23 protein-coding genes are annotated in these 24,744 nt (G+C 59.8%); 17 read left to right on the top strand and 6 right to left on the bottom strand.

Features of this window, described 5'->3' with window-relative positions; translation table 11 throughout:
- On the top strand, window positions 1–846 hold the full coding sequence (locus tag NL123_RS19795; protein ID WP_248487670.1) for an alpha/beta fold hydrolase: 846 nt from the start codon (window positions 1–3) through the stop codon (window positions 844–846).
- The gene (locus NL123_RS19790) at window positions 843–2,063 is read left to right on the top strand and encodes a multidrug effflux MFS transporter (protein WP_494356158.1); all 1,221 of its coding nucleotides are present in this window, start codon (window positions 843–845) and stop codon (window positions 2,061–2,063) included. The genes NL123_RS19795 and NL123_RS19790 overlap by 4 nt, the downstream gene beginning before the upstream one ends.
- A gap of 90 nt (window positions 2,064–2,153) precedes the next feature.
- Here NL123_RS19790 and NL123_RS19785 read toward each other — a convergent pair whose 3' ends face one another.
- Window positions 2,154–2,630 (bottom strand): MarR family winged helix-turn-helix transcriptional regulator, encoded by a 477-nt coding sequence (locus NL123_RS19785; protein WP_058427089.1) that lies wholly within the window; start codon window positions 2,628–2,630, stop codon window positions 2,154–2,156.
- A gap of 205 nt (window positions 2,631–2,835) precedes the next feature.
- On the opposite strand from NL123_RS19785, the gene NL123_RS19780 reads away from it, so the two are divergent.
- From NL123_RS19780 to NL123_RS19730, 11 genes are all read left to right on the top strand, one after another.
- Window positions 2,836–3,960, top strand: coding sequence for an amidase (locus tag NL123_RS19780; RefSeq protein ID WP_494356157.1), 1,125 nt, complete (start codon window positions 2,836–2,838; stop codon window positions 3,958–3,960).
- Between the two features lie 18 nt (window positions 3,961–3,978).
- The gene (locus tag NL123_RS19775; protein WP_248487676.1) at window positions 3,979–4,509 is read left to right on the top strand and encodes a nuclear transport factor 2 family protein; all 531 of its coding nucleotides are present in this window, start codon (window positions 3,979–3,981) and stop codon (window positions 4,507–4,509) included.
- Window positions 4,510–4,986: 477 nt separating this feature from the next.
- On the top strand, window positions 4,987–6,159 hold the full coding sequence (iacA, locus tag NL123_RS19770) for an indole-3-acetate monooxygenase (RefSeq protein ID WP_494356156.1): 1,173 nt from the start codon (window positions 4,987–4,989) through the stop codon (window positions 6,157–6,159).
- A gap of 17 nt (window positions 6,160–6,176) precedes the next feature.
- Entirely contained in the window at window positions 6,177–6,539 is a 363-nt protein-coding gene (locus tag NL123_RS19765) for a hypothetical protein (protein ID WP_058427085.1), read from the top strand.
- An 18-nt stretch (window positions 6,540–6,557) separates the two neighbouring features.
- On the top strand, window positions 6,558–7,832 hold the full coding sequence (locus tag NL123_RS19760; protein ID WP_248487679.1) for an aromatic ring-hydroxylating oxygenase subunit alpha: 1,275 nt from the start codon (window positions 6,558–6,560) through the stop codon (window positions 7,830–7,832).
- A 15-nt stretch (window positions 7,833–7,847) separates the two neighbouring features.
- The gene (locus tag NL123_RS19755; RefSeq protein ID WP_494356155.1) at window positions 7,848–8,324 is read left to right on the top strand and encodes an aromatic-ring-hydroxylating dioxygenase subunit beta; all 477 of its coding nucleotides are present in this window, start codon (window positions 7,848–7,850) and stop codon (window positions 8,322–8,324) included.
- Window positions 8,325–8,335: 11 nt separating this feature from the next.
- Complete coding sequence (locus NL123_RS19750) at window positions 8,336–9,076, top strand: SDR family NAD(P)-dependent oxidoreductase (RefSeq protein ID WP_248487681.1); 741 nt, start codon at window positions 8,336–8,338, stop codon at window positions 9,074–9,076.
- Between the two features lie 51 nt (window positions 9,077–9,127).
- Entirely contained in the window at window positions 9,128–10,087 is a 960-nt protein-coding gene (locus NL123_RS19745; protein ID WP_248487682.1) for a PDR/VanB family oxidoreductase, read from the top strand.
- A 10-nt stretch (window positions 10,088–10,097) separates the two neighbouring features.
- On the top strand, window positions 10,098–10,595 hold the full coding sequence (locus NL123_RS19740) for a flavin reductase (RefSeq protein ID WP_248487683.1): 498 nt from the start codon (window positions 10,098–10,100) through the stop codon (window positions 10,593–10,595).
- 490 nt (window positions 10,596–11,085) lie between these two features.
- Entirely contained in the window at window positions 11,086–12,450 is a 1,365-nt protein-coding gene (locus NL123_RS19735; protein WP_248487684.1) for an ArnT family glycosyltransferase, read from the top strand.
- Window positions 12,451–12,453: 3 nt separating this feature from the next.
- The gene (locus NL123_RS19730) at window positions 12,454–13,497 is read left to right on the top strand and encodes an alpha/beta hydrolase family protein (RefSeq protein WP_248487685.1); all 1,044 of its coding nucleotides are present in this window, start codon (window positions 12,454–12,456) and stop codon (window positions 13,495–13,497) included.
- On the opposite strand, the gene NL123_RS19725 is transcribed toward NL123_RS19730, so the two are convergent.
- Window positions 13,480–14,415, bottom strand: a complete 936-nt coding sequence (locus tag NL123_RS19725) for a LysR family transcriptional regulator (protein WP_494356154.1) — start codon at window positions 14,413–14,415, stop codon at window positions 13,480–13,482. The genes NL123_RS19730 and NL123_RS19725 overlap by 18 nt on opposite strands.
- Window positions 14,416–14,552: 137 nt before the next feature.
- On the opposite strand from NL123_RS19725, the gene NL123_RS19720 reads away from it, so the two are divergent.
- Complete coding sequence (locus NL123_RS19720) at window positions 14,553–15,866, top strand: MFS transporter (protein ID WP_248487687.1); 1,314 nt, start codon at window positions 14,553–14,555, stop codon at window positions 15,864–15,866.
- 37 nt (window positions 15,867–15,903) lie between these two features.
- Window positions 15,904–16,653 carry a creatininase family protein gene (locus NL123_RS19715; RefSeq protein WP_248487688.1) on the top strand — a complete coding sequence of 250 codons (750 nt, stop codon included), beginning with the start codon at window positions 15,904–15,906 and terminating at the stop codon, window positions 16,651–16,653.
- Between the two features lie 306 nt (window positions 16,654–16,959).
- Here the strand turns inward: NL123_RS19715 and NL123_RS19710 are convergent, their stop codons facing one another.
- From NL123_RS19710 to NL123_RS19700, 3 genes are read right to left on the bottom strand one after another with little or no spacing between them, the layout of a single operon-like run.
- Window positions 16,960–18,684 carry a LeoA/HP0731 family dynamin-like GTPase gene (locus NL123_RS19710; RefSeq protein ID WP_494356153.1) on the bottom strand — a complete coding sequence of 575 codons (1,725 nt, stop codon included), beginning with the start codon at window positions 18,682–18,684 and terminating at the stop codon, window positions 16,960–16,962.
- Window positions 18,662–20,392 (bottom strand): hypothetical protein, encoded by a 1,731-nt coding sequence (locus NL123_RS19705; protein WP_494356152.1) that lies wholly within the window; start codon window positions 20,390–20,392, stop codon window positions 18,662–18,664. Before NL123_RS19705 ends, NL123_RS19710 begins: the two co-directional genes overlap by 23 nt.
- A 1-nt stretch (window position 20,393) precedes the next feature.
- The gene (locus NL123_RS19700; RefSeq protein WP_248487691.1) at window positions 20,394–21,155 is read right to left on the bottom strand and encodes a hypothetical protein; all 762 of its coding nucleotides are present in this window, start codon (window positions 21,153–21,155) and stop codon (window positions 20,394–20,396) included.
- Window positions 21,156–21,573: 418 nt separating this feature from the next.
- Between NL123_RS19700 and NL123_RS19695 the strand changes: the two genes are divergently transcribed.
- The gene (locus NL123_RS19695; RefSeq protein WP_494356151.1) at window positions 21,574–22,551 is read left to right on the top strand and encodes a hypothetical protein; all 978 of its coding nucleotides are present in this window, start codon (window positions 21,574–21,576) and stop codon (window positions 22,549–22,551) included.
- Here NL123_RS19695 and NL123_RS19690 read toward each other — a convergent pair.
- Entirely contained in the window at window positions 22,527–23,429 is a 903-nt protein-coding gene (locus NL123_RS19690) for a LysR family transcriptional regulator (protein ID WP_494356150.1), read from the bottom strand. The two genes, NL123_RS19695 and NL123_RS19690, sit on opposite strands and share 25 nt — an antisense overlap.
- Before the next feature lie 113 nt (window positions 23,430–23,542).
- On the opposite strand from NL123_RS19690, the gene NL123_RS19685 reads away from it, so the two are divergent.
- Window positions 23,543–24,733: a CaiB/BaiF CoA transferase family protein gene (locus NL123_RS19685; RefSeq protein WP_248487694.1), complete on the top strand. Its 1,191-nt coding sequence runs from the start codon at window positions 23,543–23,545 to the stop codon at window positions 24,731–24,733.
- The last annotated feature ends 11 nt before the right edge of the window (window positions 24,734–24,744 follow it).

The raw sequence follows: 24,744 nt of genomic DNA, 5'->3' as shown, positions 1-24,744 counted from the left end.
ATGCCTGCCGACAGCTGTTTTTTCACTAACCGTGCAGGCCTGCGCCTGCACTTCTTGCGCTGGGGCGATTCGAGCGGCGTGCCCCTGGTGCTGTTGCACGGCTTGCGGGCCTATGCACAGACCTGGGAGTCGCTGGTGCAAGCCTTGGGCGCGGGCTACTGCATTTACGCTCTGGATCAGCGTGGCCGGGGGTTGAGTGACTGGGCTGCGCCCGCCAGCTACCACACTCAATCGTATGTCGAAGACCTCGAAGATTTGGTCGCCCACGTGGGCCTGCAGCGATTTGTGTTGCTCGGGCACTCATTGGGCGGCGCCAACGCCCTTGAATATGCGCGGCAACACCCGGGCCGTTTGCTGGGTTTGCTGATTGAAGACATCGGCCCCGGCTCTTCAAGCCAGGGCGATGGCGCCGCGCGTATTCGTCGCGAGATGGGCCAGACACCGTTGCAGTTCGAGAGCTGGGAGGTGGCCCGCGCATTCTGGCAGGCTGCGCGTCCGGGCTTGTCGCAAGAGGGCCTGGCATCGAGGCTCGCGCATTCGATGCAAGAGCGCGACGGTGCGATTACCTGGCGTCACGATCAGCAGGGGATTGCCGAGGCGCGCCTGAGCATCGAACCGACGGATTTGTGGCCGGCGGTGCGCGCACTGGATTGCCCGAGCCTGTTCATTCGCGGCGCACGCTCGGATTTCCTGCCGCCTGCGACACTGCAGGCGATGACTGCCTGCAATCCGCATGTGCGCACGGTGGAGGTCGCCGACGCCAGTCATTATGTGCACGACGATCAAGGGCCGGTGTTCAATGCCCTGGTGGCGGAGTTTCTTGAAAGCCTTGCGCGCCCGGAATGAAGCCCACAGCCCGCTTGATTGCGTTACTGGCCTCGCTGACGGCCTTTGTGCCGTTTTCCATTGATACCTACTTGCCCAGCCTGCCGCAGATTGCCGTTGAACTGTCGAGCAGCACGGCGCAAGTGCAACACACGATCAGCGCGTTTCTCGCTGGCTTATGCCTGGGCATGTTGTTCTACGGCCCGCTGTCGGACCGCTATGGACGTCGCACCTTATTGTTGGGCAGCCTCACGCTGTATGGCCTGGCGACTTTGGGGTGCCTGTTTGCCGCAAGCATCGATCAACTGATCGCCTGGCGCTTTATCCAGGCACTGGGCGGGGCCGGCGCAATGGTGCTGGCCAGGACCGTGGCCAGGGATTTGTTCGGTCTGGCGCAGGCCGCCAAAGTGTTGTCCTGGATGCAAATGCTGACAATGATGGCGACGTTGGTTGCGCCCATGGTCGGCACCTGGCTGGTGCTGGTCGACGGTTGGCGCACCATATTCGCCGTGTTGTTCATCCTGTGCGGGTTTTGTCTGCTGATGGTCGGTGTGGGGTTGGACGAAAGCCTGCCGCCGCGGGCGCGAGGCCACTCGCTCAAGGCCGCCTTTGCGGCCTACCCGGGCATTCTCCGCCAGCCTCGGGCGGTTGCGTTGATTCTGTGCATGTCCTTCACGTTTGGCGGCGTGTTCGCCTTTATCACCGCCTCACCCTTTGTGTACGTGGAGTACTTCGGTGTCTCACCGCGCCTGTTCAGCGCGCTGTTTGGCCTGAACATTCTGGGCATCATCGTCGTGAGCTTTATCAATGCCCGCTGGGTCACGCGCCTGGGGCCGCTGCGTATGCTGGGCGTAGGAACCGCGCTGGCAGGCATCGCCGCAATAGCGTTGTTGGTGGCGGGTTACACGCAATGGGGCGGGCTGACCAGCATCGTACTGTGCCTGATGCTGTACATGGGGGTGACGGGCTTGCTGGGGGCCAACTGCACGGCGAGCCTGATGAGCATGTTCCCGAGGCAAGCGGGGGCGAGCGTCGCCCTGGGGATCTCGATGCAGTTTGCCTGTGGGGCGCTGGCGAGTCTGTGGGTCAGTCGCCTGGCGGATGGCACCCCATGGCCCATGTGCCTGGTGGTGGGCTGCTGCGGGCTGGGCTGCCTGGTGGCGTATGCCATTGCGCGGCGCGCGCCGTTCACGCCTGTGGTTACGCGGGATGAACAGCCTGTGCCGTTTCAACCCTGAGGCGGCGATAAGCACGCGGGGACTGCTGGTAATTTGCTTGAGCTTGCCAGCAACTTGGAGATGCCTGACAGCACAGGGTGAATCCTCGCGCTAAGGCTCTCCCAGATTATTGAACACTGTTTCCAGCATGCGGTTGAGGCGCTGGATCTGGGCTTCGGTCATGCCGCTGAAACTGCGTTTGAACACGTCGCCGGTGGCGGCCTGGATGCGTTCGATGGCGGCCCGGCCCTCAGCCGTGATCCGTACTTGGGTAACCCGTCCATCGTCCTCGCAAGGCGCGGTGTCGACCAGGCCATCGTCCTTCATGCGGTACACCGTTTTGGTGATGGTCGACAGCTTGGCGATGGCGTGGGTGGAGATCTCGGAAATACTGGATTGGCCGTTTTCCTTGAGGATGAACAGCACGCGCCAGCGGGGGATATCCAGGCCGATTTTTTTCAGGGATTTTTCCATGTATTGGCTATAGCGGCCATGCACCATCGCCAGCCAGTAGAACGGAAAATCTTCTTTGTGAAAGTCTTCACTGCCGGGGTCGTAGCGACTGGCGTGTGTTTTCGGAGACGTCATGTTCAGCTCATGTCGGAAGAGGCAAGCAATCATAGACTTTTCTCGTGAATTCGGCACGGTTATCACCGGCTGAAACGCGAGCCATGACGTCGGGGCATGTGAGTGGATTTAATTGACAATTCACGTAATAGTCAGGGAGTGTGAAAAAAGGCAGCCGGCGTTTCAGGCTTCGTTCACTGAGTTTTACAGCGAAGGAAAACGTGACATGACCATCGTGATTGAACAGCTTTCTCTTGGCGGCAACGGGTTTAGCGTGATGGTGAAAGACACCATCGATGTCGCCGGCAGGGTGACTCGGGCGTCGAGTCAGGCGCTTGATGACGCGGCACCCGCCGACACCCATGCCGATGTGGTGCAGGCCCTGTTGGACAAGGGCTGTCACTTGGTGGGCAAGACCAGTCTGCATGAACTGGCGTTCGGCACCACCGGTATCAACCATTGGACGGGTACGGCGCCGAACCCGCGTTTTCCTGGGCGTATCCCCGGGGGGTCTTCCAGCGGTTCGGCAGCGGCCGTGGCCGCTGGGTTGGCGGACTTTACCCTCGGCACCGATACCGGTGGTTCGGTGCGTGTCCCGGCGTGTTGTTGTGGGGTGTTCGGCTTCAAACCGACGTTCGGCCGTGTCAGCCGTCGAGGCGTGATGCCTGCGCAAAGCAGTCTCGATTGTGTCGGGCCATTTGCGGCCAGCCTGCCAATGCTGCTCAAGGCCATGCAGGTCATTGACCCCACCTTCCATCCGGTGCCTCTGCAGCAGCCACCACGGCTCGGCATCCTGGCGGTCCAGGCAAGTGCTGCGGTGCAACGTGTGATCGATGCCGCCGTGGCAGACAGTGGTTTGCTGACTCAACCCGTGACCCTGCCGAGCCTCGATGCCGCCTATGCTGCCGGCATGGTGGTCATCAATCGTGAAACGTTCGACGCCTGTGCGCACTTGTTGGCAACCGGTCTGGTGGGGGCCGATATCGCCAGTCGCCTGGCCGCCGCCGGCACCACCACGGCACACGCCCTGATGCACGCCGAAGAGATGCGCAAACAGTTCACGGCCGAAGTCGACGCGGCGTTGCGTCAAGTCGACGTACTGGTGTTGCCGACCATGCCGGATTTCCCGTTGAGGCTCGCCGATGCCGCCGACACGCAAGCCGTACTGGGCATGACCCGGTTGGTGCGGCCCTTCAATCTGAGCGGGCACCCGGCGTTGAGCATTCCCCTGGGCAGCGCCGAGGGCCTGCCGGTTGGGCTGCAACTGGTGGGGGCGAAAGGCGCGGACGAACAACTGCTGGCTATCGCCGGCCACCTGCTCGAATGCCTGTATGCCAACCATAAGGGCTGATCGGCCCAGGAGGTGAACATGAGTGAACCACGCTCTTTAGCGGCACTTGAAAGACGCTTGCGCCGTTTTGAAACCCAGGACAGCGTGCGTGCCTGCATGAACCGCTACATGGTGTTGTGTGACGGGTTGGATGCCCACTCGCCGTTGCCAGAGTTGGCCGGCCTGTTCACCCAGGACGCGGTGTGGGAGGGCAAGGGCGCCAAATACGCCAAGAGTTTCGGCGGCTATCGCGGGCGTGAGGCCATTGCCGCGATGTTCTCGGGCTACATGAAGTCACCCGCGCACTTTGCCCTCAATGTGCATTTTCTGACCAGTGAGCTGATCGAGGTGCACGATGATCACGTCATGGGCAGTTGGGTGATGTTGCAGACGTCGACATTTGCCAGTGGCGCCTCCCACCTCAATGCCGCTCGGTTGACGGTACGGTTTGCCTTGGAGGAGGGCGTGTGGCGCATGGCGCACTTCCAGACCGAAAACCTGTTCGGGCGCCCTGTGCAGGCCTGGAACAGCGAAGACGACCTGCCGGTGCCCCAGGCTGGCGTCGAATGATCGCCTTGCATCGCTGACACCGCTCACGTCCTTTTGTCATTACCCGCCCCCGGTCTGCCGGGGGCGTGGCGTTGCCGTGCGCGCAGTTTATGGTTGGTCTATTAATTTTGTGAAAAAAATATTTTTTCCCAAGACTTCTGGTTTCTTTCTGGAGAGATCAGATGCTAACAAGTCCTTATATAACAATAATTTGAAAAATTAATTGAGTGTAATTTTTTGAATTTAAGGCGTTTTAAGCAAAAATATTGCGTGAATATTCCATTGACTGTTCACGTAAATCCGCGCAGATTTATGGCAGCGGCACCCACAAAAATAAAGGTAACCCTATGCCGATCTATCCCGTTTGCCTTGCTTGCGTAGCGCCCCTTCGCGTCGAAGGCACATCCGCCGCGCCCAGACCCCCCCTCCGAGATGCCCGGTTTTTCCGGCACTGAATCCTGCCCAAGCCCATACCGTTCCTGACGACGGAGTAACTATATGCATGCGCTAATTGCCTCAGCGACCGGGGTCGCGAGTTCGCTTGTCGGAGGTGCCGATTTCGAGGTGTTGCTTGACGACATTCGTGAGCGTGCCCGATCTGGTGAGTTCGACCGCCAGCGGCACATCTCACGGGACGTGATCGAGTCCTTCAAGCAGCACGGCGTGTACCGGGCCCTGGTGCCCAAACGTTTTGGTGGGCTGGAATGCTCACCCGCCGAATTCTGCCGGGTCATCGAACGTATCTCCCAGGCCGATGGGTCCGCCGGTTGGGTCGCGAGCTTCGGCATGAGCCCGGTCTACCTCGCGGCGTTACCCCTCGAGAGCATTGCCCAGGTGTACGCCGATGGCCCTGACCTGGTCTTTGCCGGCGGTATCTTCCCGCCGCAGCCGGCCGAAGTGGTTGCCGGTGGCTTCATGGTCAACGGTCGCTGGAAGTACTCCAGTGGGTCGCTGGGGGCAGATATTGTCGGCGTCGGTATCGCACCCAAAGACGGCGATACCTTCGGTTTGCCGCGTATTGCCGTGATGCCGCGCAGCGCCATTCGCATCGAGGAAACCTGGGATACCGTCGGCCTGTTGGGAACGGGCAGTCATGACCTGGTGGCCGAGCATGTGCGGGTCGCCGAGGAGTGGACCTTCGTGCGCGGTGGCCTGCCCAATCTCGATGAGCCGCTTTTTCGTTATCCGTCACTGTCATTCGCCACCCAAGTGCTCTCGGTGGTCGGCCTGGGTGTTGCCCGCGCCGCCCTGGATGCATTGACGGACATGGCCTGCGGCCGCGTATCGGTCACCGGCGCGCCGGCGATTGCCGATCGACCGCTGGCTCAAGTCGATATCGCCCGGGCGGAAGCCGACCTGCGGGCAGCCCGTGCATTCTTCTACGAATCCATCGAGCGCGCCTGGGAGTACGTGCTGGCGGGCGATGCAGTGCCGGTGGCAGCCACCAATCTGCTGCGCCTGTCTTCCACCCACGCCACACGCGTGGCCGCCGATGTTGCCCGTACCGCGCAAATGCTCTCGGGCATGAGTGGTGTGTTCAACGACAGCCCGTTGGCCCGCTGCGTCAACGATGCCCAGGTCGTGACCCAGCACGCCTTCATGGGCGACATCACCTATCAGAACGCCGGAGCCATGTTCTTCGGTAAACAACCCTTGCCTGGCTACCTCTAACCGTCGAGACCCTGAAAATGAACGATAAAAAAATGCTCCGCGTGCTGTTCTGCATGGGGATCAACCAGAATTTCTTCGATGCGCCTCGTGACGAGCAATTGCAGGTCTGGGCAGCCTTCAGCGCGATGTGGAACGGCATTCACGACCTGGCGGGCGTGCAGGTGCTCGGCAATATGGACGACGACCAGAGCATGGTCGGCCCCTCCGACGGTTTTCCCTGGACCACTTACCTGCTGGCCGATGTGCCGGACATCGGCACCGTACATGCCGCCTGCAACCTGTTCCGTAGCACGCCGGTCGGCGATGGCCCGTACAAATTGTGGCGCTACACCAAAGTCGAAGCCCGGGTTGGGCGCGAGCTGATCATCCAGCGCACTTGATGCCGAGGAGGCCATCCCATGAACAAGCTGATTCCTGCCGTGAACCTTGCCGTCGATCCTGCCGACCTGGTGCAGTCCGATCGCGTGCACACCTCGATGTACACCGATGCCCAGTTGTTCGACGCCGAGCTTGAAAAGATTTTCTACAGCACCTGGATCTGGGTCGCCCATGAAAGCGAGATCCCCGACAGCGGTAGCTATAAAACCACCTACATCGGCAAGCAGCCGGTGATTGTGGTGCGTGATCGCAAGAAAGACACCCATGTGCTGCTCAATCGCTGCCGTCATCGTGGCGCCACCGTGTGTGAACACAAAAAAGGCAAGACCAACAGTTTCGTCTGCCCGTATCACGGTTGGGGGTATGCATTGGACGGCTCGCTGCGCGGCATCCCGCATCCGGAAAGCTACGCCGATTGCATCGACAAGGCCGAGCTGCCGCTGGTCAGCCTGCGTACCGAAAGCTACGCCGGCATGATCTTCGCCACCTTCAAGGATGACATCCAGCCGCTGGAAGACTACCTCGGCGCGGCGAAGAAATGGATGGACCTGTTCATGAAGCAGGGCGCGGGCTACGGCATCAAGGTCCCCGGCGAACATCGCTTCCGTTTTCCGGGCAACTGGAAGATCCAGCTGGAAAACACCACCGACGCCTATCACTTCCCGCTGGTGCACAAGAGCTTCCTGTCGTCGGTGGACGAGCAGACCCTGGCGTTGTTCGACTTCGTCAAAGGCCCTGGTTATGTCGAGGACTTGGGCAACGGGCACAGTGTGATGGTGATGATTCCGGACCTGATCGACCTGGAAGCCGACCTGGACAAGCCCATCCCCGAGCGCTTTGAAGCACTGGCCGCCGAGCTGCGCGATGAAGGCATCGAGGAGCTGCAGGTGCGCCGCATTGTGCGTGCGGTGGGCGGCACCGGGTTCAACCTCAATCTGTTTCCGAACGTGGCCTGTTCGATGGCGTTTTTCCGGGTGCTGCAACCGCTCTCGGTGACCGAGACCGAGATTCACCACTCGGTCATCACCATGGACGGCGGCCCGGCCGCGGCCAACCGCTATCGCCTGCGCCTGCATGAGCACTTTCAAGGACCGATGGGGTTTGGCACGCCGGACGATTCCGAAGCCTGGGAGCGTGTGCAGAAGGGCGCAAGCGCCGGCGATGAGCTGTGGATCATGCTCAACCGCGGCCTGCCCGGCGAGCGTGCCAGTGCCGACGGCCGGGTGTCCGACGTAAGTGCCGAAACGGGCATGCGCGCGGCGTACCAACAGTGGAAAAAGATGATGTCGGCCTGAGCCGTGGAGAACCTTATGAATCTGCAAGTGCTGCAAGAAGTCACCGCCTTCATCTGGCAGGAGGGCGACATGCTCGACCATGGCGAGTACGCCGCCTGGTTGAAGATGTGGACGCCCAAGGGCACCTACATCATCCCGATCAACCCGACGGAAACCGACTTCGAGAACACGCTCAACTATGCGTACGACGACCACCATATGCGTGAGTTGCGGGTAAAACGCCTGATCGGTGGCGAGTCGATCTCCACCAGCCCGCAGCCGCGTACGGTGCGCACGCAATCGCGCTTTCGAGTGCTGAGTGACGACGGTGTGAACGTGACCGTGCGCTGCGCACAGAGCGTACGTGAGTTCCGCAAGGAGAGCCTGAAACTCTACAGCGCCGACCTGACCTACGAGTTGGTGCGGGCTGCGGGCGGCTTTGAGATTCACCGCAAAGTGGTGAGCCTTATCAACAGTGACGATGCCCTCGCCGGTATCGGCTACATCCTTTGAGGCACGCCGACATGAACCAGATCGCATTGGTAACCGGCGCAGGGCAGGGCCTGGGCCAACGTTTTTGCGCCAGCCTGCTGCGGGCCGGCTATTCGGTGGTCATTACCGACATCGAGCAGGCGGCCGCAGAAGCTTGCCAGGCGCAATTGGACCCCGCTGGCGCGCGCAGCCTGGCCCTGCCCTTGGACGCCGGCCGCAAGGATGACTTCGAGCGTGCCCTGGCCAGTGTGCTGGAACGCTTCGGTGCGCTGCATGTGGTGGTCAACAACGCTGCGGTGACCAAGACCACGCCGTTGATGCAAATCAGCCCCGAGGAGTTTGACGCCGTGGTGGGCCTGAACCTGCGCAGCGTATTCCTGGGGTGCCAGGTGCTGGGCGGGCACATGGCTGACGCCGGTTACGGACGACTCATCAACATGGCGTCCCTGGCAGGGCAGAACGGCGGCACCGCGACGGGCGCGCATTACGCCGCCAGCAAGGGCGCGATCATCACGCTGACCAAGATATTCGCCAAAGAGTTTGCCTCGCGCGGGGTGACAGTCAACGCCATCGCGCCAGGCCCCATCGACTCCGCCGCCGTGCATGCGGCTGTGCCGCCTGAGCGCCTGCCGGGCCTGCTGGCAAGTATCCCGGTGCAGCGTCTGGGCGATGCGGATTTTCTGGGTGACCTGATCGTGCAGTTGGCGCGGCCCGAAGCCTATTTCACCACCGGGGCCACCTGGGACGTGAATGGCGGCCTGTTCATGCGCTGACTATTACCGGGTCGCCACGGCGACCTTCACGAACTCCATGGAATCATGGCCATGACTGAACAACTGTTGGATGTAGTCGTGCACAAGCGCGAGCTGCAAGGGGACGGCGTTGTCGTCCTGGATTTGACCCGTCGTGACGGTGCACCGCTGCCGTTGTTCGAAGCCGGTGCACATGTCGACATTCACATAAAACCGGGCCTGGTGCGCCAGTACTCGCTGTGCAGCGACCCCGCCGATCAGAGCGTCTATCGGCTGGGCGTGCTCAAGGACCCAGCCTCTCGCGGCGGATCGCTCGGTGTGCACGATACGTTGCAGGAAGGTTGCGAGTTGCAGATCAGCGCACCACGCAATCTGTTTCCGCTGGCCGGCGATGCGCGGCGCTCGATCCTGCTGGGCGGCGGTATCGGCATCACACCGATGATTGCCATGGCTTACACGCTGCAGGCATCCGGTCACGCCTTCGAACTGCATTACTGCGGGCGCGAGCGCGGCCGCAGTGCGTTTTTGGCAGAGCTGGCGGATTCGCCGTTTGCCGCCAAGGTGTTCACCCATTTCGATGATGAAGGGCTTGAACAGCGGCTGGACCTGGCCCACGTGTTGGGGTCGGGCGAGGCCGGGGTGCACCTCTACACCTGCGGGCCCGCAGGCTTCATGGAGTGGGTGATGCAAGGTGCGCGTGAGCAGGGTTATACCGAGGAGCACATCCACAAGGAGTATTTCCAGGTAGAGGTGGACAGTTCCGGCGCCAGCTTTGAAGTGGTGGCCGCGCGTAGCGGCAAGACCGTCCAGGTGGCAGAGGGGCAAAGCATCCTCGCCGCACTGGCGCAAGTGGGGATCAAGATCGAGATTTCCTGCGAGCAGGGCGTGTGTGGAACCTGCCTGTGCGATGTGCTTGAAGGTGAGCCGGACCATCGCGACGTCTACCTCACGGATGACGAGAAAGCCGGCAATGACCAAATCCTGGTGTGTTGCTCACGCGCCAAATCAAAAAAACTCGTGCTGGATATCTAAGGGGAACGACATGGTAGACGTAAGCAGTTTTCGTAATGCAATGGCCATGCTCGGCGGCGCCGTGACGGTCATCACCACTGATGGCGTGGCGGGTCGGTTTGGCTTCACCGCGTCAGCGGTGTGCAGCGTGACCGACTCACCGCCCACGCTGTTGGTATGCATGAACCGATCGTCCCATTCCAACGAGCACTTCAAGCGCAATGGCGCGGTGTGCGTCAACATTCTGTGTGGTGATCATCAAGAAATGTCCGGGGCATTCGCGAACCGTGCGTTGACGATGGATGAACGCTTTGCCGTGACACAGTGGACCACCCTGGAAAGCGGCGCGCCGGTGATGATCGATGCGCTGGTCAATTTCGACTGCCGTATTGCCCAGGTCCATGAAGTCGGATCCCACAGCATTTTCTACTGTGAGATCCAGACCATCCGTCAGGGAAATGCCGACGAGGGGCTGGTGTATTTCAACCGTGCTTATCACCGCCTGGGCGAGGCGTCCAAAGCCTGCTGAGCCCGGCCCGTTGCGCCGGCTACCGATAGCGTGCCGGCGTGTGGCGATATGAACATATTGTGTTTTTCAAGGTGCGGGGCGTATTTTTAAACTATCGCCTTAGTTGTTTCGTGAAAGCGCTTAATGTTTCCGCGGCCGTCGGTCGCCTGTGCAAGAACGGGCAGGGTTAGAGCAAAGGCGATCATTAAATGCGAGGGCGGTTTCATACTGTTTTCCCACGTTGCGCGCACAACAAGGCGCTAAATTAAATTCAGTTGGAATGTAGGTCAGGGCTGATTCGGGCATATAGGGTATCGGTACGGGAATCAACCGTTGTCATAGGTTGAGTTCGCACTTTTTGACCTGTGTTCAGCCGATGTTCAGCGTTGTTAAGCCCGTTGCCAGCTTGAATAAAAAAGTTGCACGGCCTTTACAACTCTTCACTTTTACACTCTGGATCGCCTGAAAAGCAAAGTGCTAGTCTGCGCTTTTTTAGAGACGGCAGGGACGCATGAATAAGCTAAAGGAAGTGGCTGTAAAAAAGCCCTGTTCATTTATTTTTGTCGTTGCGTTTATTGTATTGGCCGTCCTGCAATATAAGCCCGCCGTGCTCAATTACACCACGCGCTTTGTCGACTTTGCCCAATACATGCTTGCGCATGGCGTCACGCTGTTTCCAATCGCTGAAGATCTGCAGCCTTACCCCGATTACACCGTGATCAATACACTCCTGGTGTATCTGGTGTCCCTGCCGTTTGGCCGTGTGTCCATTCTGTCGATGGGCGTGCCTTTTTGCGTCGCTGCCGCCCTGATGTTGGTATTCATATACAAGTTGGGTGCGTTGCATGAGAAGAAATGGGGCGCCTACGCGGTGGTGTTTGCACTGTTCACCTGGTCATTTCTGGACGGTGTGAACTCCCTGGCGCTGGATGTGTACCCGGCACTTTTTACGGTGATGTGCTTTTACCTGGCCTACGCAGGCGAGGTGCACCACCAGCGTTTTCGGCTGCTGCTGGTACTCGCGGGCCTGGCACTGGGCTTTGCGTTTCGTGGCCCGATCGGCCTGATCGGGCCTGCCAGTGTCGTTGCCTCTTATTACCTGTTGAGCCGGCAGTGGCGCATGCTGGTGGTGTTCTCGTTGTTGGCTGGCGTGGTCCTGGCCACGGGTATCGCGGTGCTGACCTGGGCGGCCTACGTGCAGGGCGGCGATGCTTTTCTGCAAGAGGTGTTGATCATGCAAGGACTGGGGCGGTTCGGCAGTGACCACGCGCCCCGTTATTACTTCTACTTTTCGGCAGGCCTGCTGACCTACGGTGTCACCGCAATCATTGCGGTGAGTGTGATCATCAAGCAGGGCAAACACTTTTTCGACCGAACGCCGCATCCCGTCACGAGCATGCTCCTGTACCTCACCGGTTGGCTCCTAGTGATCATTGTGCTGTTCACGATTCCAAGTTCAAAAAAGGCGCGTTACATACTGTCGATCACCCCGGCTATTTCGTTGTTGGCGGCCTACGTCTTCGTGGATCGCAGTGAAGTGTTTGCAAACACCCGGAGAAAACTGCTTGGGTTCTGCTTGGAGTTGCCGCTGATAGGCCTCGTGATGCTGTTACTTGCCTATGGGTACAGCTTGTATGCGGTGACCCCGCTGCAGCCCAACTACCTCGGTGCCTGCCTGGGTTTGATTACGCTTGTGGCCGTGCGGCCCTGGTTGGAATCACGCTTTCACGAGCATCCCCATCGTGAGTTCGTCGTCTTTTCTTTCGGGGCTGTCACCTTTCTCATACTGGATATGTTTTTCTTCAACTCCGTTACTTACCATCTGGAGTTGGCCCATGAGCCGACGCCTAAATTCCTGCCTTATTGGTTCTGGTGAACAGTGAGTCTGCAAAAAAAACACGCGGTGTTTGCAGGTGCAGGCATCTGCGCGATGCTGCTGGGATTGGCGGTGTTCGTCCTGCAAAACCTGTCCGATATGGAGTTGACGGACGCTCGGGTTTCGACGCTGACGTTTCGCTCTGGCGACGCACAGTTGGTCGGGACGCTGGTCTTGCCATTGCATGTCCAGGCGCCGCCCGTGGCGCTGATCATTCATGGGGATGGTCCCATGGACCGCTTCGCAGCCCACGGCTACTTCCCGCTGATCAACAGTTTGCTCGACGCTGGAATCGGCGTGTTTACCTGGGACAAACAGGGGATCGGCGAGAGCACAGGCCATTGGCTCAGCCAGTCGATGGCGGACCGTGCCACGGAAGCGGTGGCCGCGCTCGCCCAGGTGCGCAAGCAGGAGGGGGTTGCACCGGATAAGGTCGGGTTTCTGGGTTTTTCCCAAGGCGGCTGGGTCATTCCGCGTGCCGCCAGTGGAGGCGACCCAGGCTTTTCAGTGATTATCGGCGGGGCCGTGAGCTGGCGCCGGCAAGGCATGTACTACACGCAGGTACGATTGGCCGAGGAAGGCCGTTCCCAGGATGAGATCGACGCCATCGTCAAAGAGCAATACGAGAGGAACGACAAGGTTTTCGGCACAGCGAATCAAGCCTACAGCCCCCACCTGTTTCCCGGTATGGACCGCGCTCATTTCAACTTCGTCCAGAAAAACTACAACGAAGACGTTACTGCCGCAGTGAAAACCATGAAGGGCCCGGTGCTGGCGGTCTGGGGCGACCAGGACCTGAATGTCAATACGGCCGAGGACTCAAGCGTCTACCGGAAGATGTTTGCTGGCACCCGGGGTAGGCACGTTGTGGTCATCCCCAACGCCACCCACAGTTTGTTGAGGGCCGGCCTGTTCAATGATCAATTGGTATCGCAATGGCCGGCATGGAAAGAGTACGCGTTCATGGCACTGGGGCGTCACGCCTATGTGCCGGGTTCCCTGGAACTGATAAGTCGCTGGGTCAAGTCCTCAACGTCGGGGAAGTGAATCGCTCTGCGCTTTAAACATCGGCAACCGCTTGAGCATCCACGTCAACAGTTCCTGGGCGGGCGCCGCCAATGGTCTTGAGGCCTTCACCAACAGCTTGGCCTCCACCCCCAGCAACAGCGGATGGTCGATCAGCACCGACGCCAGCTCGCCGTTTTCAATTTCCCGGTAGGCCGCGAACTCCCCGGCCAGCGAGGCAAAGCCGCCAGTCGCGACCAGGCGCTTGAGTGCCGCCAGGGAGTTGCTGACCAGGGTCGGGCGTACTTCGATCTTCTCGGCGTACTCCAGCAGGGTGATGGCATGGCCGATACCAAACGTGGTCGGCGTCAGCACCAATGGGCATTCCAATACCTCGGTCACCGTCGCCATGGTGCCTCGCACCGCCAGCGAATGGTCCGGGCGCACCAGCAACATCACCGGCTGCAGCGAGGCGGCGCGGTAGTCGATGTGTGGATGGGGCGGCGGGTTGTAGGCCAGGCCGATATGCGCGCGGTTTTCGGCAACTTCGTTGAGCACATCGTCCACCGGCAGGATGTCCAGGGTGATTTCAAGCCTGGGGTATTGCTTGCTGAAAGGCGCGAGCACGTTGTCGACCAGCGCATCCACATAACCTTCGCTGATCACCACCCGCACATGGCCTTGTTGCAGGCCCTTGATCGCTTGCAATTGGTCTTCGAGTTTTTCCTGGTGCGAGCGATAGCCGCGCCAGAACTCCAGCAGATGCGCCGCCGCCTCGGTGGGCTGAACGCCACGGGCCTGGCGCTCGAACAGCTTGGCGCCCAGTTCTTCTTCCAACAGCTTGATCTGGCGGGTGATCACCGAGGGCGAGGTGTTGATGCTGTCTGCCGCCCCCCTGATCGAACCGTGCACCAGCACTTCGTGGAAGTAGCGAAGACGTTGTTGATTGATCTCACGCATGAAGGATGATCCGCCTTGGAAGTTGTGTTGTCTACAAAGCAACGCTAAGTGAACTTAGTTGCTCTTGCTGCCGATGGTGGGCCGGCGCACCCTGAATTGGCAAGCACGCAGACCCACAAAAACAATTGGAGACTCGTATGCCAACCTCCCGGGCGCCGGCAGAACATTCAGCCATTTCTGCCCTCTACCACAAGCTCAACTGGCGGCTGCTGCCGCTGTTGTTCATCGGCTATGTCTTTGCGTACCTGGACCGCATCAACGTGGGGTTTGCCAAGCTGCAGATGCAAAGTGACCTGGGCTTGTCCGATGCCGCCTACGGCGCCGGCGCGGGGATTTTCTTCATTGGCTATGTGCTGTTCGAACTGCCCAGCACCCTGATGCTGCCCCGCATCGGGGCGCGTAAAACCTTCAGCCGAATCCTTGTGCTGTGGGGTATCACCTCGGCGTGCATGTTGTTCGTGCGCGATGTACCGACGTTCTATGCGATGCGTTTTTTGCTCGGCGTGTTCGAGGCCGGGTTTGCCCCAGGCATGATCTATTACCTGTCGCGCTGGTACGGCCCGAACCGCATGGCGCGGGCGATTGCCATTGTGTTTATCGCCGGCCCCATGGGCGGCATTCTGGGCGGACCCTTGTCGGCCTGGCTGATCACCACGCTTGCCGGTGTCGGCGGTCTGGCCGGCTGGCAATGGATGTTTTTGATTGAAGGCTTGCCCTGTGTATTGCTCGGCGTGCTCATGTACTGCGTGCTGTCCGACCGGCCCGCCGATGCGCCTTGGCTGAATGAGGCGGAAAAGCAACTGTTGGAAACCGAACTGGGCACGGCGAATGCGCGCAGCCATTCATTCCGTGCGGTACTGCGCGACCCTAAGCTGTATGTCCTGGCCTCGGCATACTTCTGCATCATCTTCTCGATCTACGCCATGAGTTTCTGGCTGCCGGCGATCATCAAGACCCTGGGCCTGCAAGACACCCAGCAAGTGGGCTGGTATGCCGCCATGCCCTATGTCGGGGCGGCACTGGGCATGTACTGGATCGGGCGCCGCTCGGACCGCCTGGGCGAGCGCCGGCTGCACTGTGCCGTCCCGGCGGCCATCGGCGCGCTTTTGCTGATGCTCTACCCCTTGGCGGGTGGCCACCTGGTGGGGTCGATGACCTTACTGACGCTGTCGATCAGCATGATGTTCATGGCCTACACCGTGTTGTGGGCGATGCCCTCCGAGCACATCAAGGGCGATGCGGCCGCAGGCGGCATTGCCTTGATCAACACCATCGGGCTGTCCGGTGGTTTCTGGGGCCCGGCCATGATCGGCTGGGCCAAAACCGCCACCGGCAGCTTGAACACGGGGGTCGTAGCCGTGGGCTGCGTGTTCCTGTGCGCGGCGTTCGTGATCATTGCGACCAAACCGCGAACGCGCACCGGCGCGGCGGGCGAGTACAGCGCGGGTTGAGTGGCCCGCCATCATTGAAAACCATGAGGAACCCAAGATGCTTCTATACCTGTCGACATGGGCCGAGATCGGCCACTTTCTCGAGCGCAGCCGCACCATCGTCATCCCCATCGGCTCCAACGAACAGCACGGGCCGACCGGGCTGCTCGGCACCGACTGGATGTGCCCCGAGATCATTGCGTGCCAGGCGCAAAAAAACGCCGATATCCTGATCGCGCCGACCTTCAACATCGGCATGGCCCAGCACCATATCGGCTTCCCCGGTACGATCTCATTGCGGCCCTCGACGTTCATTGCCGCGATCAGCGATTGGGTGCATTCGCTGGCAGCCCATGGTTTTGAAAAGATCCTGTTTCTCAATGGCCATGGCGGCAACGTCGCCTCCATTGAAGCGGCGTTTTCCGAGCTGTATGCCGAAGCCAGCTTTGCCCGTCGCCCTGCGGGGTTCGCCCTGAAGTTATGCAACTGGTGGGACCTCGACGGGGTGGGCGAACTGGCCAAGGAGCAGTTCCCCACCGGCCACGGTATCCATGCCACGCCGTCCGAAATCGCCGTGACCCAATGGGCCTACCCGGACTCGATCAAAACCGCCGATTACTCACCCCAGATCGCGCCGTGGGGGCCGATTCGCGAAGCCTTCGACTTCCGCGCCCGCCACATCGATGGGCGCATGGGCTCGGACCCGGCGCAGGCCTCCCCGGAGAAAGGGCGAGACCTGGTGATGATGGCGGCACAGGGCCTGATACGCGAAGTCGAGGCGTTCAACGGCGAGCCGATCCCGGGCTAAGAGCCAGCCCTTTCAAGGCCTTTAGGTAGAACAGGCGGTAATACCCTGTGGCGAGCGGGCTTGTCCCGCGTTGGGCTGCGAAGCAGCTCTGAAACCCCCGGCCGAAGAGTGCCTGATTCACCGCATTCCTCCATCTAGGGTCGCTTCGCAACCCAACGCGGGACAAGCCCGCTCGCCACAGTTGCAGTGTCCGCCCTTATTGGGATGGTATCAGCCAGATTGGGTCGGTTTTTCAAAGACCTTGAAAGGGCTGGGGCTAAGAGCACTTTCACGCCAATCCGGGCGCTGAGCCGTCAACGCTCATGTTTAGCGCGTGGTGGTGCCAGGAAGCCCCAGTGCGCTCAGCTTTTCACGTACGTGAATCAGCTTTTCCTGGTTCGTACGGATGAACGCTGAGCGCTCATCAACGGCGGCTACGATCTTTTCAAACGTCTTGAGCTGTGGCGCAAAGAAGTCGAGCAGTTTTTCGTCATCGCCGATCAGGTCGTAGATGTCCTTGAAGGAACTCTTGATGACCGTGGTAATGGACTCTTTGGCGGTTTTGAGTTCCTGTTCGAGTTCGTGAGCCTTGTAGGCACTCAGGAGGTCTGAGGTCAGGGTGAAGGCTGCACCGGCAGGACCGGCCCATTTGGAAATGGCCCCGGCGATTTTGGTTGCCTGCCACGGCTTGAATTTGATGACGACGCCGGTTACCGAGCCCAGCACATCGCGCGCGGCAAACACTGCACCCTTGATGATGTCCGGGCTCAGGTTGGCGATGCCTTTCGCCGCGCCGCCCATGGACTTGAGTGCGCCTTCGCTCATGGCATTGAGGAAGCTCTCACTTGAGTCGAGCTGACGCCCGATGTCCTGGGAAATGCGGCTGGTGACCTTGGACGATTGATCGAACGACCGGTCGATGGCGCTCTTGATCCTCAGGTTGAGCTTATAGCCGACACCTTCTTCGGTGTAGCCGATTTCGTCCTCGAGAAAGTCACGGATGTTCTCCAGTGACAAAGGGCGGAGCTTGCCCAGCAATTCGTTTTCGATATTTCGCAGCTCCTCGAACAACTCCCCGGCAAGACGTTTGACGTCGCGGCGGCCCTTGGAAATGTCCTGTTTGATCCGTTCGGACTCCTCGGCGTTCTGTTGTGCGAACGCATCCAGTCTGCCCAATTGCTCTTCAGCCTGGGCCACATGCTGGCCGACGACATCGCGGACCACGTCCATGCCGGTCTTGGCCATCAGGACCGCGGGTACGTTGTCCTGCAGAATGCGAGTGGTCATGGCTTTCAGGTCGTTGATCCGCGAGCGGCTTTCATAATGCTCGGGTTTGCTGAACCAGAATTCCAGGCCGCGGCCACCGGGGTTAGAGGCCAGGCAGACGATATTCAAACGTGCCAGTTCTTCCGAGGTCAGGTTGGCGGCCCGCTGCAGCTTGGCTTTCAAGTTGTCTTTTTTGATGGCGGCTTGATCGTCGAACAGCGCCTGTTCGGTCAAGTCAGTCACTTCATCCATTTTATTGATGACGAAGACCGTCGAAGACAGTTTGTTCAAGTCGCGCAGTACCCACTTGGCGATAGCACTGTGGCTATCCTTGAGCGGATTGGTGGCGTCCACGACGTACAAGATCAGATGCGCTTCGGAGATGTAACGCTTGGTCAGGTCTTCATAAACCACCTGTTGGCCATCGACAGTCTTTTCCTTGTCGCCAAAGAGGCCTGGGGTATCGACGATCTCGCATTTGCCGGGCAGGCCTTCTGGCGTGTAAATCGCCAGGCGATCGGAGGACTCGTCCATGTCGATCTTCATGTCGGCCATGATTTTACCCAGCCATGCAGCGATCACGCTGGTCTTGCCGTCGGAGAAGGCGCCCAGCAGCGCAATACGTAGAACGTCGGACTCGATCGCGTTGACAGCGGAATCAATCTTTTCCATTTCGGCATTAACGTCGGCGCCTAGCTCGCCCAGCTCTTTCAGGATGAACCGAAGCTGATCCAGTCCTTTGATCGCTGCCTGTTTATCAACATTAAATTGCGTGAATTGTTCCATGGGGCATTTTCTCCAGTTGATCTTTAGTGCGCTGCATCAGGGCCATCTGCTGCTTGATGATGTGCAGCGGGCGAATCAGGGATGCATGGATGTCGCTGACTTGTCCGAGGACCTTCTCTTCGATTTGGCTGCGAATCGGTGCGAGCAACTCCTTGAGTTCATCACGCAGGGAGTCCACAGCCTTGGCGCGTGCCTCTGCGATCTTTTCCTGGACTTGAGCCTGGGCTTTGCGGATGCGTTTTTCCTCGCTGAGAAGGAAATTCATGAGGTTGATCAAAAAGCCCACTGCGGCGCCGACGGCCGCGCCAATCAGGTTGCCGACAACAGGAAACGCGGTGCCGATACCTGCTCCTGCAAGGGCATAAGAACCAACGTTGAACAGCATCCAGCCATAGTCTTTAAGATCCAGGCCAAGGCCCAGTTCGGGTGTCTTGTAGCTGGCATTGAGGTCTTCTGCTACATAAGCCACGGCCTGCTCGAATTCAACCCGCGAAACATCCTCGAGCAAGCGCTGCATGGCCTGCACAAGGTCACCCTGGAGCTCTGCCAGGTACTTTTCGAACTGGGTCTGCAAGTCGTTTTTCAGTTGCTCCTGACGCTCGCGGAAGGCGCGCTGGATTTTGGTGGAAATCAAATCGTTGTTGCCAAAATGTTCCTCAACGATGTTGTCGGCGCGGGCACTCAAATCGATGAAGAGTCCGTTCCACAGGTTTTTTCGGCCATCCTGCAAAAGGCGTTCGAACCTGACCAGCCCATCTTTGATAGCCGCGCGGCATTTTTTGAATTCCGGCTCTGTCCGGGCGATGAACATTTCGTGCTGCGTGTGGAGCGCTTGCAGGATGGCGAGGTTTTCCACCAGCAATTCATGCACTTTGGTCTTGTTGCTTTCGATCATGTCTTCTTTGAACGTGCCCAGTTTTCCGTGAAGCACGCGGGCGACTGATTTGATCTGGCTGAACTCATACATGGCTTTCGACGAGGCGAAATACTTGCGGTAATTGCGCTGGTGAATGACCAGGTCCCGATCCCGGGACGGGTGGATGCTCGTGCGTTCGGTCCCTGGTGCAATGGCCAGGGATGAAAAGGCGAGCAAGCCCTGCACGCAATGTCCGGGCTGCATGGCCTTGGCGCCCAGCGCGGACTCAAGTACACCGATGGTTTGCTGCAATGCCTTTGTCGAGTCGCCATCGCTTTCCAGAGACGCAGGAACGCCGTCGAATTCGAATTGGTCAGCGTTACCGCGCACGTTCACCAGGGGACACACTTGGGTGCCGAGGCGCAAATAGGCGCGAATCTTCTCTGCAGTGGCTTTCTCAGGCTTCTTGTTGGTGCCATTGACGTAGAACACCAGGTGCGCTTTGGCTACTGCTTCGCGGACCATATGAGCGTACTTTCCTTCGTCACCCTCAATGCCGGGCACATCGATCAACTGAAAGCGTTTGCCCTTGTAGTTGAGGGTGTAGAACGTATTGCCCTTGGTGAAGTCCTCTTCGCCTGTACCAATGATGCGACCGTCTGTGCGCGAGGCCAGCGCCTTTTTCCGGCTAAGGACCAAGGTCCCGGAATACACGCTGGCCAGCCGCTGGTTCAACACCTCATCCAGGGTGGCCGAGGCGGTCTTGATGTGAGTGAAGGGGCTTGCGATGGTCCCCTCATTCGACAGGGTGGTCGCTTCATCGAACAGTTCGTCGAGCTCGAAATTGTTCATTTCACGCTCCTGCCAGTTTCAAGAGCGCTGCCGATGCCGCAGCCCCCAGAACCAGTCCGCCGCAGGTAAAAACAATCAACTTCGTCCTGATTCTGGCGTTGGATTGTTCATGGGCCAGTTGCAGTCGTTGCGCCGCCTCTTCCTGCTGGGCCTTCAGCTGTTGGGCGGCTATTGCCTGTTCGGCTTCAAGCTGTTGCGCGGCGGCTGCTTGCTCATTCTTTAATCGGGCATTGGCCTCTTGCTGCGCGAGGGCGGTTCGGGCCAGGGCCTCGGACTCAGCGATGCGGTTTCTGGACAGGGCCTCTTCCTGCAAAATCTCGGAAAGATGACGCGTCCCCTGGCGGATTTCAGTGATTTGCGCTGCATACTCCGCGTAAACCGCATTCAGCCCTTCGCGCAATCCATCGATGTGTTCAGCCAGCGCCTGTTCATACTTCACCAAGTCGTGGGCGTTATGTTCCAGCAGCGCTTGCCGGGACTCTTCTTTGAACAGAATGCGCAATGATTCGATGATCGTGCTCTTGCCCGCATTGGTTTCGCCGAAAAACGCCAGGGTGAACACGTCCCACTCGGCATGGGTTTTCAACTGGTCGAGTTCACCATCGAAACGAACCTGGATGGCGCGAAGCTTCTCGGTCATGTTGCCAACTTCGCGCTTGCCCTCTTTGTGCTCGACATTCAGTTCCAGAATATCGGCCATGGCGCTGGCGATACTGTCTGAAACGTCGGAGTACAGGCGGTTAAGGTCTTGGGGCGCGTTCATTACAGTTCCTTGTGTGCTGGCGTCTAAGGGATGAAGGTGTAACGTCAGGAGGTGATGTGCCGAGTGTCACGCGAGCCCACGGTGGGAGGGGTGCTGCTCGTTGGTCTGGCACATGGGTGAATCGCAGGCAGCCGCCATGGCCGGTTCAGTCCAGCGGCAATGAAACGGTATTAGGCGTATAGGAGGAGTGCGTCGCGAGATCGGCTCAAAAACAGCCGTGGAATAAGTTGCCTGAGGCATTCACAACATCCTTGTTGGTGTGGGACTTCATGCTTGCAAAGCATGCTCCATAGCACTACATCGGCCCTGCGGATGAAAGCTTTAGTAGGACAGCCTAAATTGAAACCTTGCGCGGGACGCAAGGCGACCTTTAGTGTTTGCCATCAATCCCATTTTTGGACCAGGCAAGGAAGTCAGCATGACGCAATTGGCGGCTCAGACAGTCTCATCGGCGTGCGCAGCATTGGTTGAACTGGATACGCTTCAAATACGATCCTCCGCTGGCAACCTGAGCCCGGCTCAACACGCGTTTGCTGACTATCTGGCGAACCTCTGGTCAGGTGCTCCAGGTGCTTTCGAGCATCGTTATCCGATCACCAGGAGTCGGGTGTGGAAGCCATGGCGGCAACACCCTCAGCGCCAGAGCAACGACTGGTGGTGTTTGTCCCTGGCCGAGGCAGCCAGGCACTACTCCTGGCCGGAAAAAAAAGCACCTGATGACTTCGCCAGTATTGCAGCGCGACTTCGCAAGGCGCTCGTTGAGAACCAGTGCGTTGATGCGCGCGCGGCCTGCCTGGAAATATTCAAATGGGGAGGCGTTGGCAATAGGCCCGGTAATGCGTCCGTGCGGTGGGTGCAGACGCAGGCTGCCGAGAGGACTCTGTGCTGCTCTATCCTTCGTGCGATCGCACTGCTTGGCCCTACGAACAACCAGTCACTGGCGGTTTTCGACGGCACGAAACTGCTGATGAATTCCGCGATGACCAAGATCTACGCTGCTGCGGCTCCTGAGGGCATCATCATCTACGATGGCCGGGTGGGGGCCGCGCTGGGGTTGTTGGTGCGAAAATGGCTGGATGGGACAGAGGAATGTAAGGTTCCGCAGGATCTTGCTTTTCGCTGGGGCCCCAGGCAGAAAACGGCCAATAACACAGTCGAAACACGTGACCCTTCGCGAGGGAGCTTCACATTTGACGATCTTTACAAAAAAAGCCGCGCAGGGCAGCCACATCAATCCGAGGTGTGGGCCGAGCTTGTGCGAACCACAAGCCGCATCCTGTGTGAGGTGATTCGGATACTCAAGGTACAGGGGCAGGATACGACGCTCCTCAGTCTCGAGCGTGCATTGTTCATGGTGGGTTTTGATGTGCGTCAATCGTCAAGGCTACTCAAATAGCCGAACAGATTCGCTGCCTCCGGTGACAGCCGCGCCGGATCCGCCACGCCGACATACAAGGTCCGCGCCGCCCATTCCCCCTCCAGCGGTATCGCCCGCAGTTTCGCTTGCAGCAGTTCGGGATGCACCGACCCCAACGGCAGGATACCAATCCCCAATCCCGCCTCGATCATCCGGCAGATCCCATCAAAGCTGCTGACCTGGATACGCACCTTCAAGCGCTTGCCGGTGCCGGCGGCGGCATCGTTGATGCGCCGCAGCAGCGAGCTGCCCTGGTTCAAGGCGACGTAGTCAAAGTCGAGGGTATCGGCCAGGGACACGCTTGAGCACTGCGCCAGCGCATGCGTCTGCGGCACCAGCACCACCAGGCGGTCGCGTCGGTAGGGGCGCACGTGCAAGCCGGGTGCGGGCACGTTGTCGGCAAAAATGCCGATCTCGGCCTCGCCGTTTTCCACGGCGTGAATCGTACGGTCGCTCAGGGCTTCTTCCAGTTCGATACGCACGTGGGGGTTGGCCGCCAGAAAGGCCGCCAAGTCTGCCGGCAGGAACTGGATCACCGCCGAGGTGTTGGCAAACAGCCGCACATGCCCACGTACACCCTTGGCGTAATCGTCGGCGTCATGGGCCATCTGCTGGGCGACGTCGAGCATTGTGCGCGCATGCTCGGCCAGGCCTCGACCGGCCGGCGTGAGTTGCAAGCCGCGGGGGACGCGGTTGAACAGGGTGCAATGGGTCACCCGTTCGAGTTCGGCCAGGCGCTTGCTCGCGGCGGAAACGGTCATGTGCGCGCCGTTGGCCGCCTGGGTGAGGTTTTGCGTGTTGGCGGCCAGCACCAGCAGGCGCAGCGACACCAGGTCCAGTTGCAGCAGGTTGATCATATTTACGCCCTGGGTTTCCAATCTGGAAAGAGTAGTGGAAATCTTTGAAATTCTCACGACCTGTCTTTGCGCGGATTATCCGGTCATCGCCTCCAACAACAACGGACAACGTCATGAGCCTACCCCTGGAAGGCATCAAGGTGGTCGAAATGGGCCAACTGATTGCCGGACCCTTCGCCGCCAAGATCCTCGCCGAGTTCGGCGCCGAAGTGATCAAGATCGAACCGCCAATCACCGGTGACCCCCTGCGCAAATGGCGCCTGCTGCACGACGGCACGTCGGTGTGGTGGGCCGCCCAGTCGCGCAACAAGCAATCGGTCACCCTCGACCTGCGCCAGGGCGAAGCCCGTGAAGTGGTCATGCGGCTGGTCAAGGACGCCGACATCCTGATCGAGAACTTCCGCCCCGGCACCCTTGAAAAATGGGGCCTGGGCTGGGATGCACTGTCGGCGATCAACCCCGGCCTGGTCATGCTGCGGGTCTCCGGCTACGGCCAGACCGGGCCGTATCGCGACCTGCCGGGCTTTGGGGTGATCGGCGAGGCCATGGGCGGTTTGCGCCATCTTTCCGGCGAGCCGGGGCGTACGCCGGTGCGCGTCGGGGTGTCGATCGGCGACTCGCTGTCCGCCTTGCACGGGGTGATCGGTGTGCTGCTTGCCCTGCGCCATCGCGAGCAGCAGCACGGCGCCGGCCAGCAGGTGGATGTGGCCTTGTACGAGTCGGTGTTCAACCTGATGGAAAGCCTGATTCCTGAATATTCGGTGTTCGGCACGGTGCGCGAACCGGCCGGCAGCAGCTTGCCCGGCATCGCGCCGACCAACGCCTACCGTTGCAAGGATGGAAAGTATGCGTTGATCGCCGGCAATGGCGACAGCATCTACCGACGCTTGATGGAGAAGATCGAACGCCTGGACCTGGCCGACGACCCGGAACTGGCGCAGAACGATGGCCGCGTACGCCATGTGGCCCGCATCGACGCGGCGATTTCAACCTGGACGGCCGAGCGCAACCTCGATGCGGTACTCGCCGCGCTGAAGGACGCCAACATCCCCTCCGGCAAGATCTACGACGCCGCCGACATTGCCGCCGACCCCCATTACCAGGCGCGCGACATGCTGCTCGCCAGCCAGCTGGACGACGGCACCGCCGTCACCTTGCCCGGCATTGTCCCCAAGCTGACCGCCACACCTGGCCGCGTGCAGTCGCGCGCGCCGAGCCTGGGGCAGCACACCGATGCGGTGCTCGACGGCATCGGTATCGACGCACCGACCCGTGCCGCCTGGCGCGCTCGCGGCCTGATCTGAACCAAGGAGCC

The organism is Pseudomonas sp. FBCC-B1565 (assembly GCF_059133265.1).
This window is presented reverse-complemented; position numbering and strand designations above follow the sequence as displayed.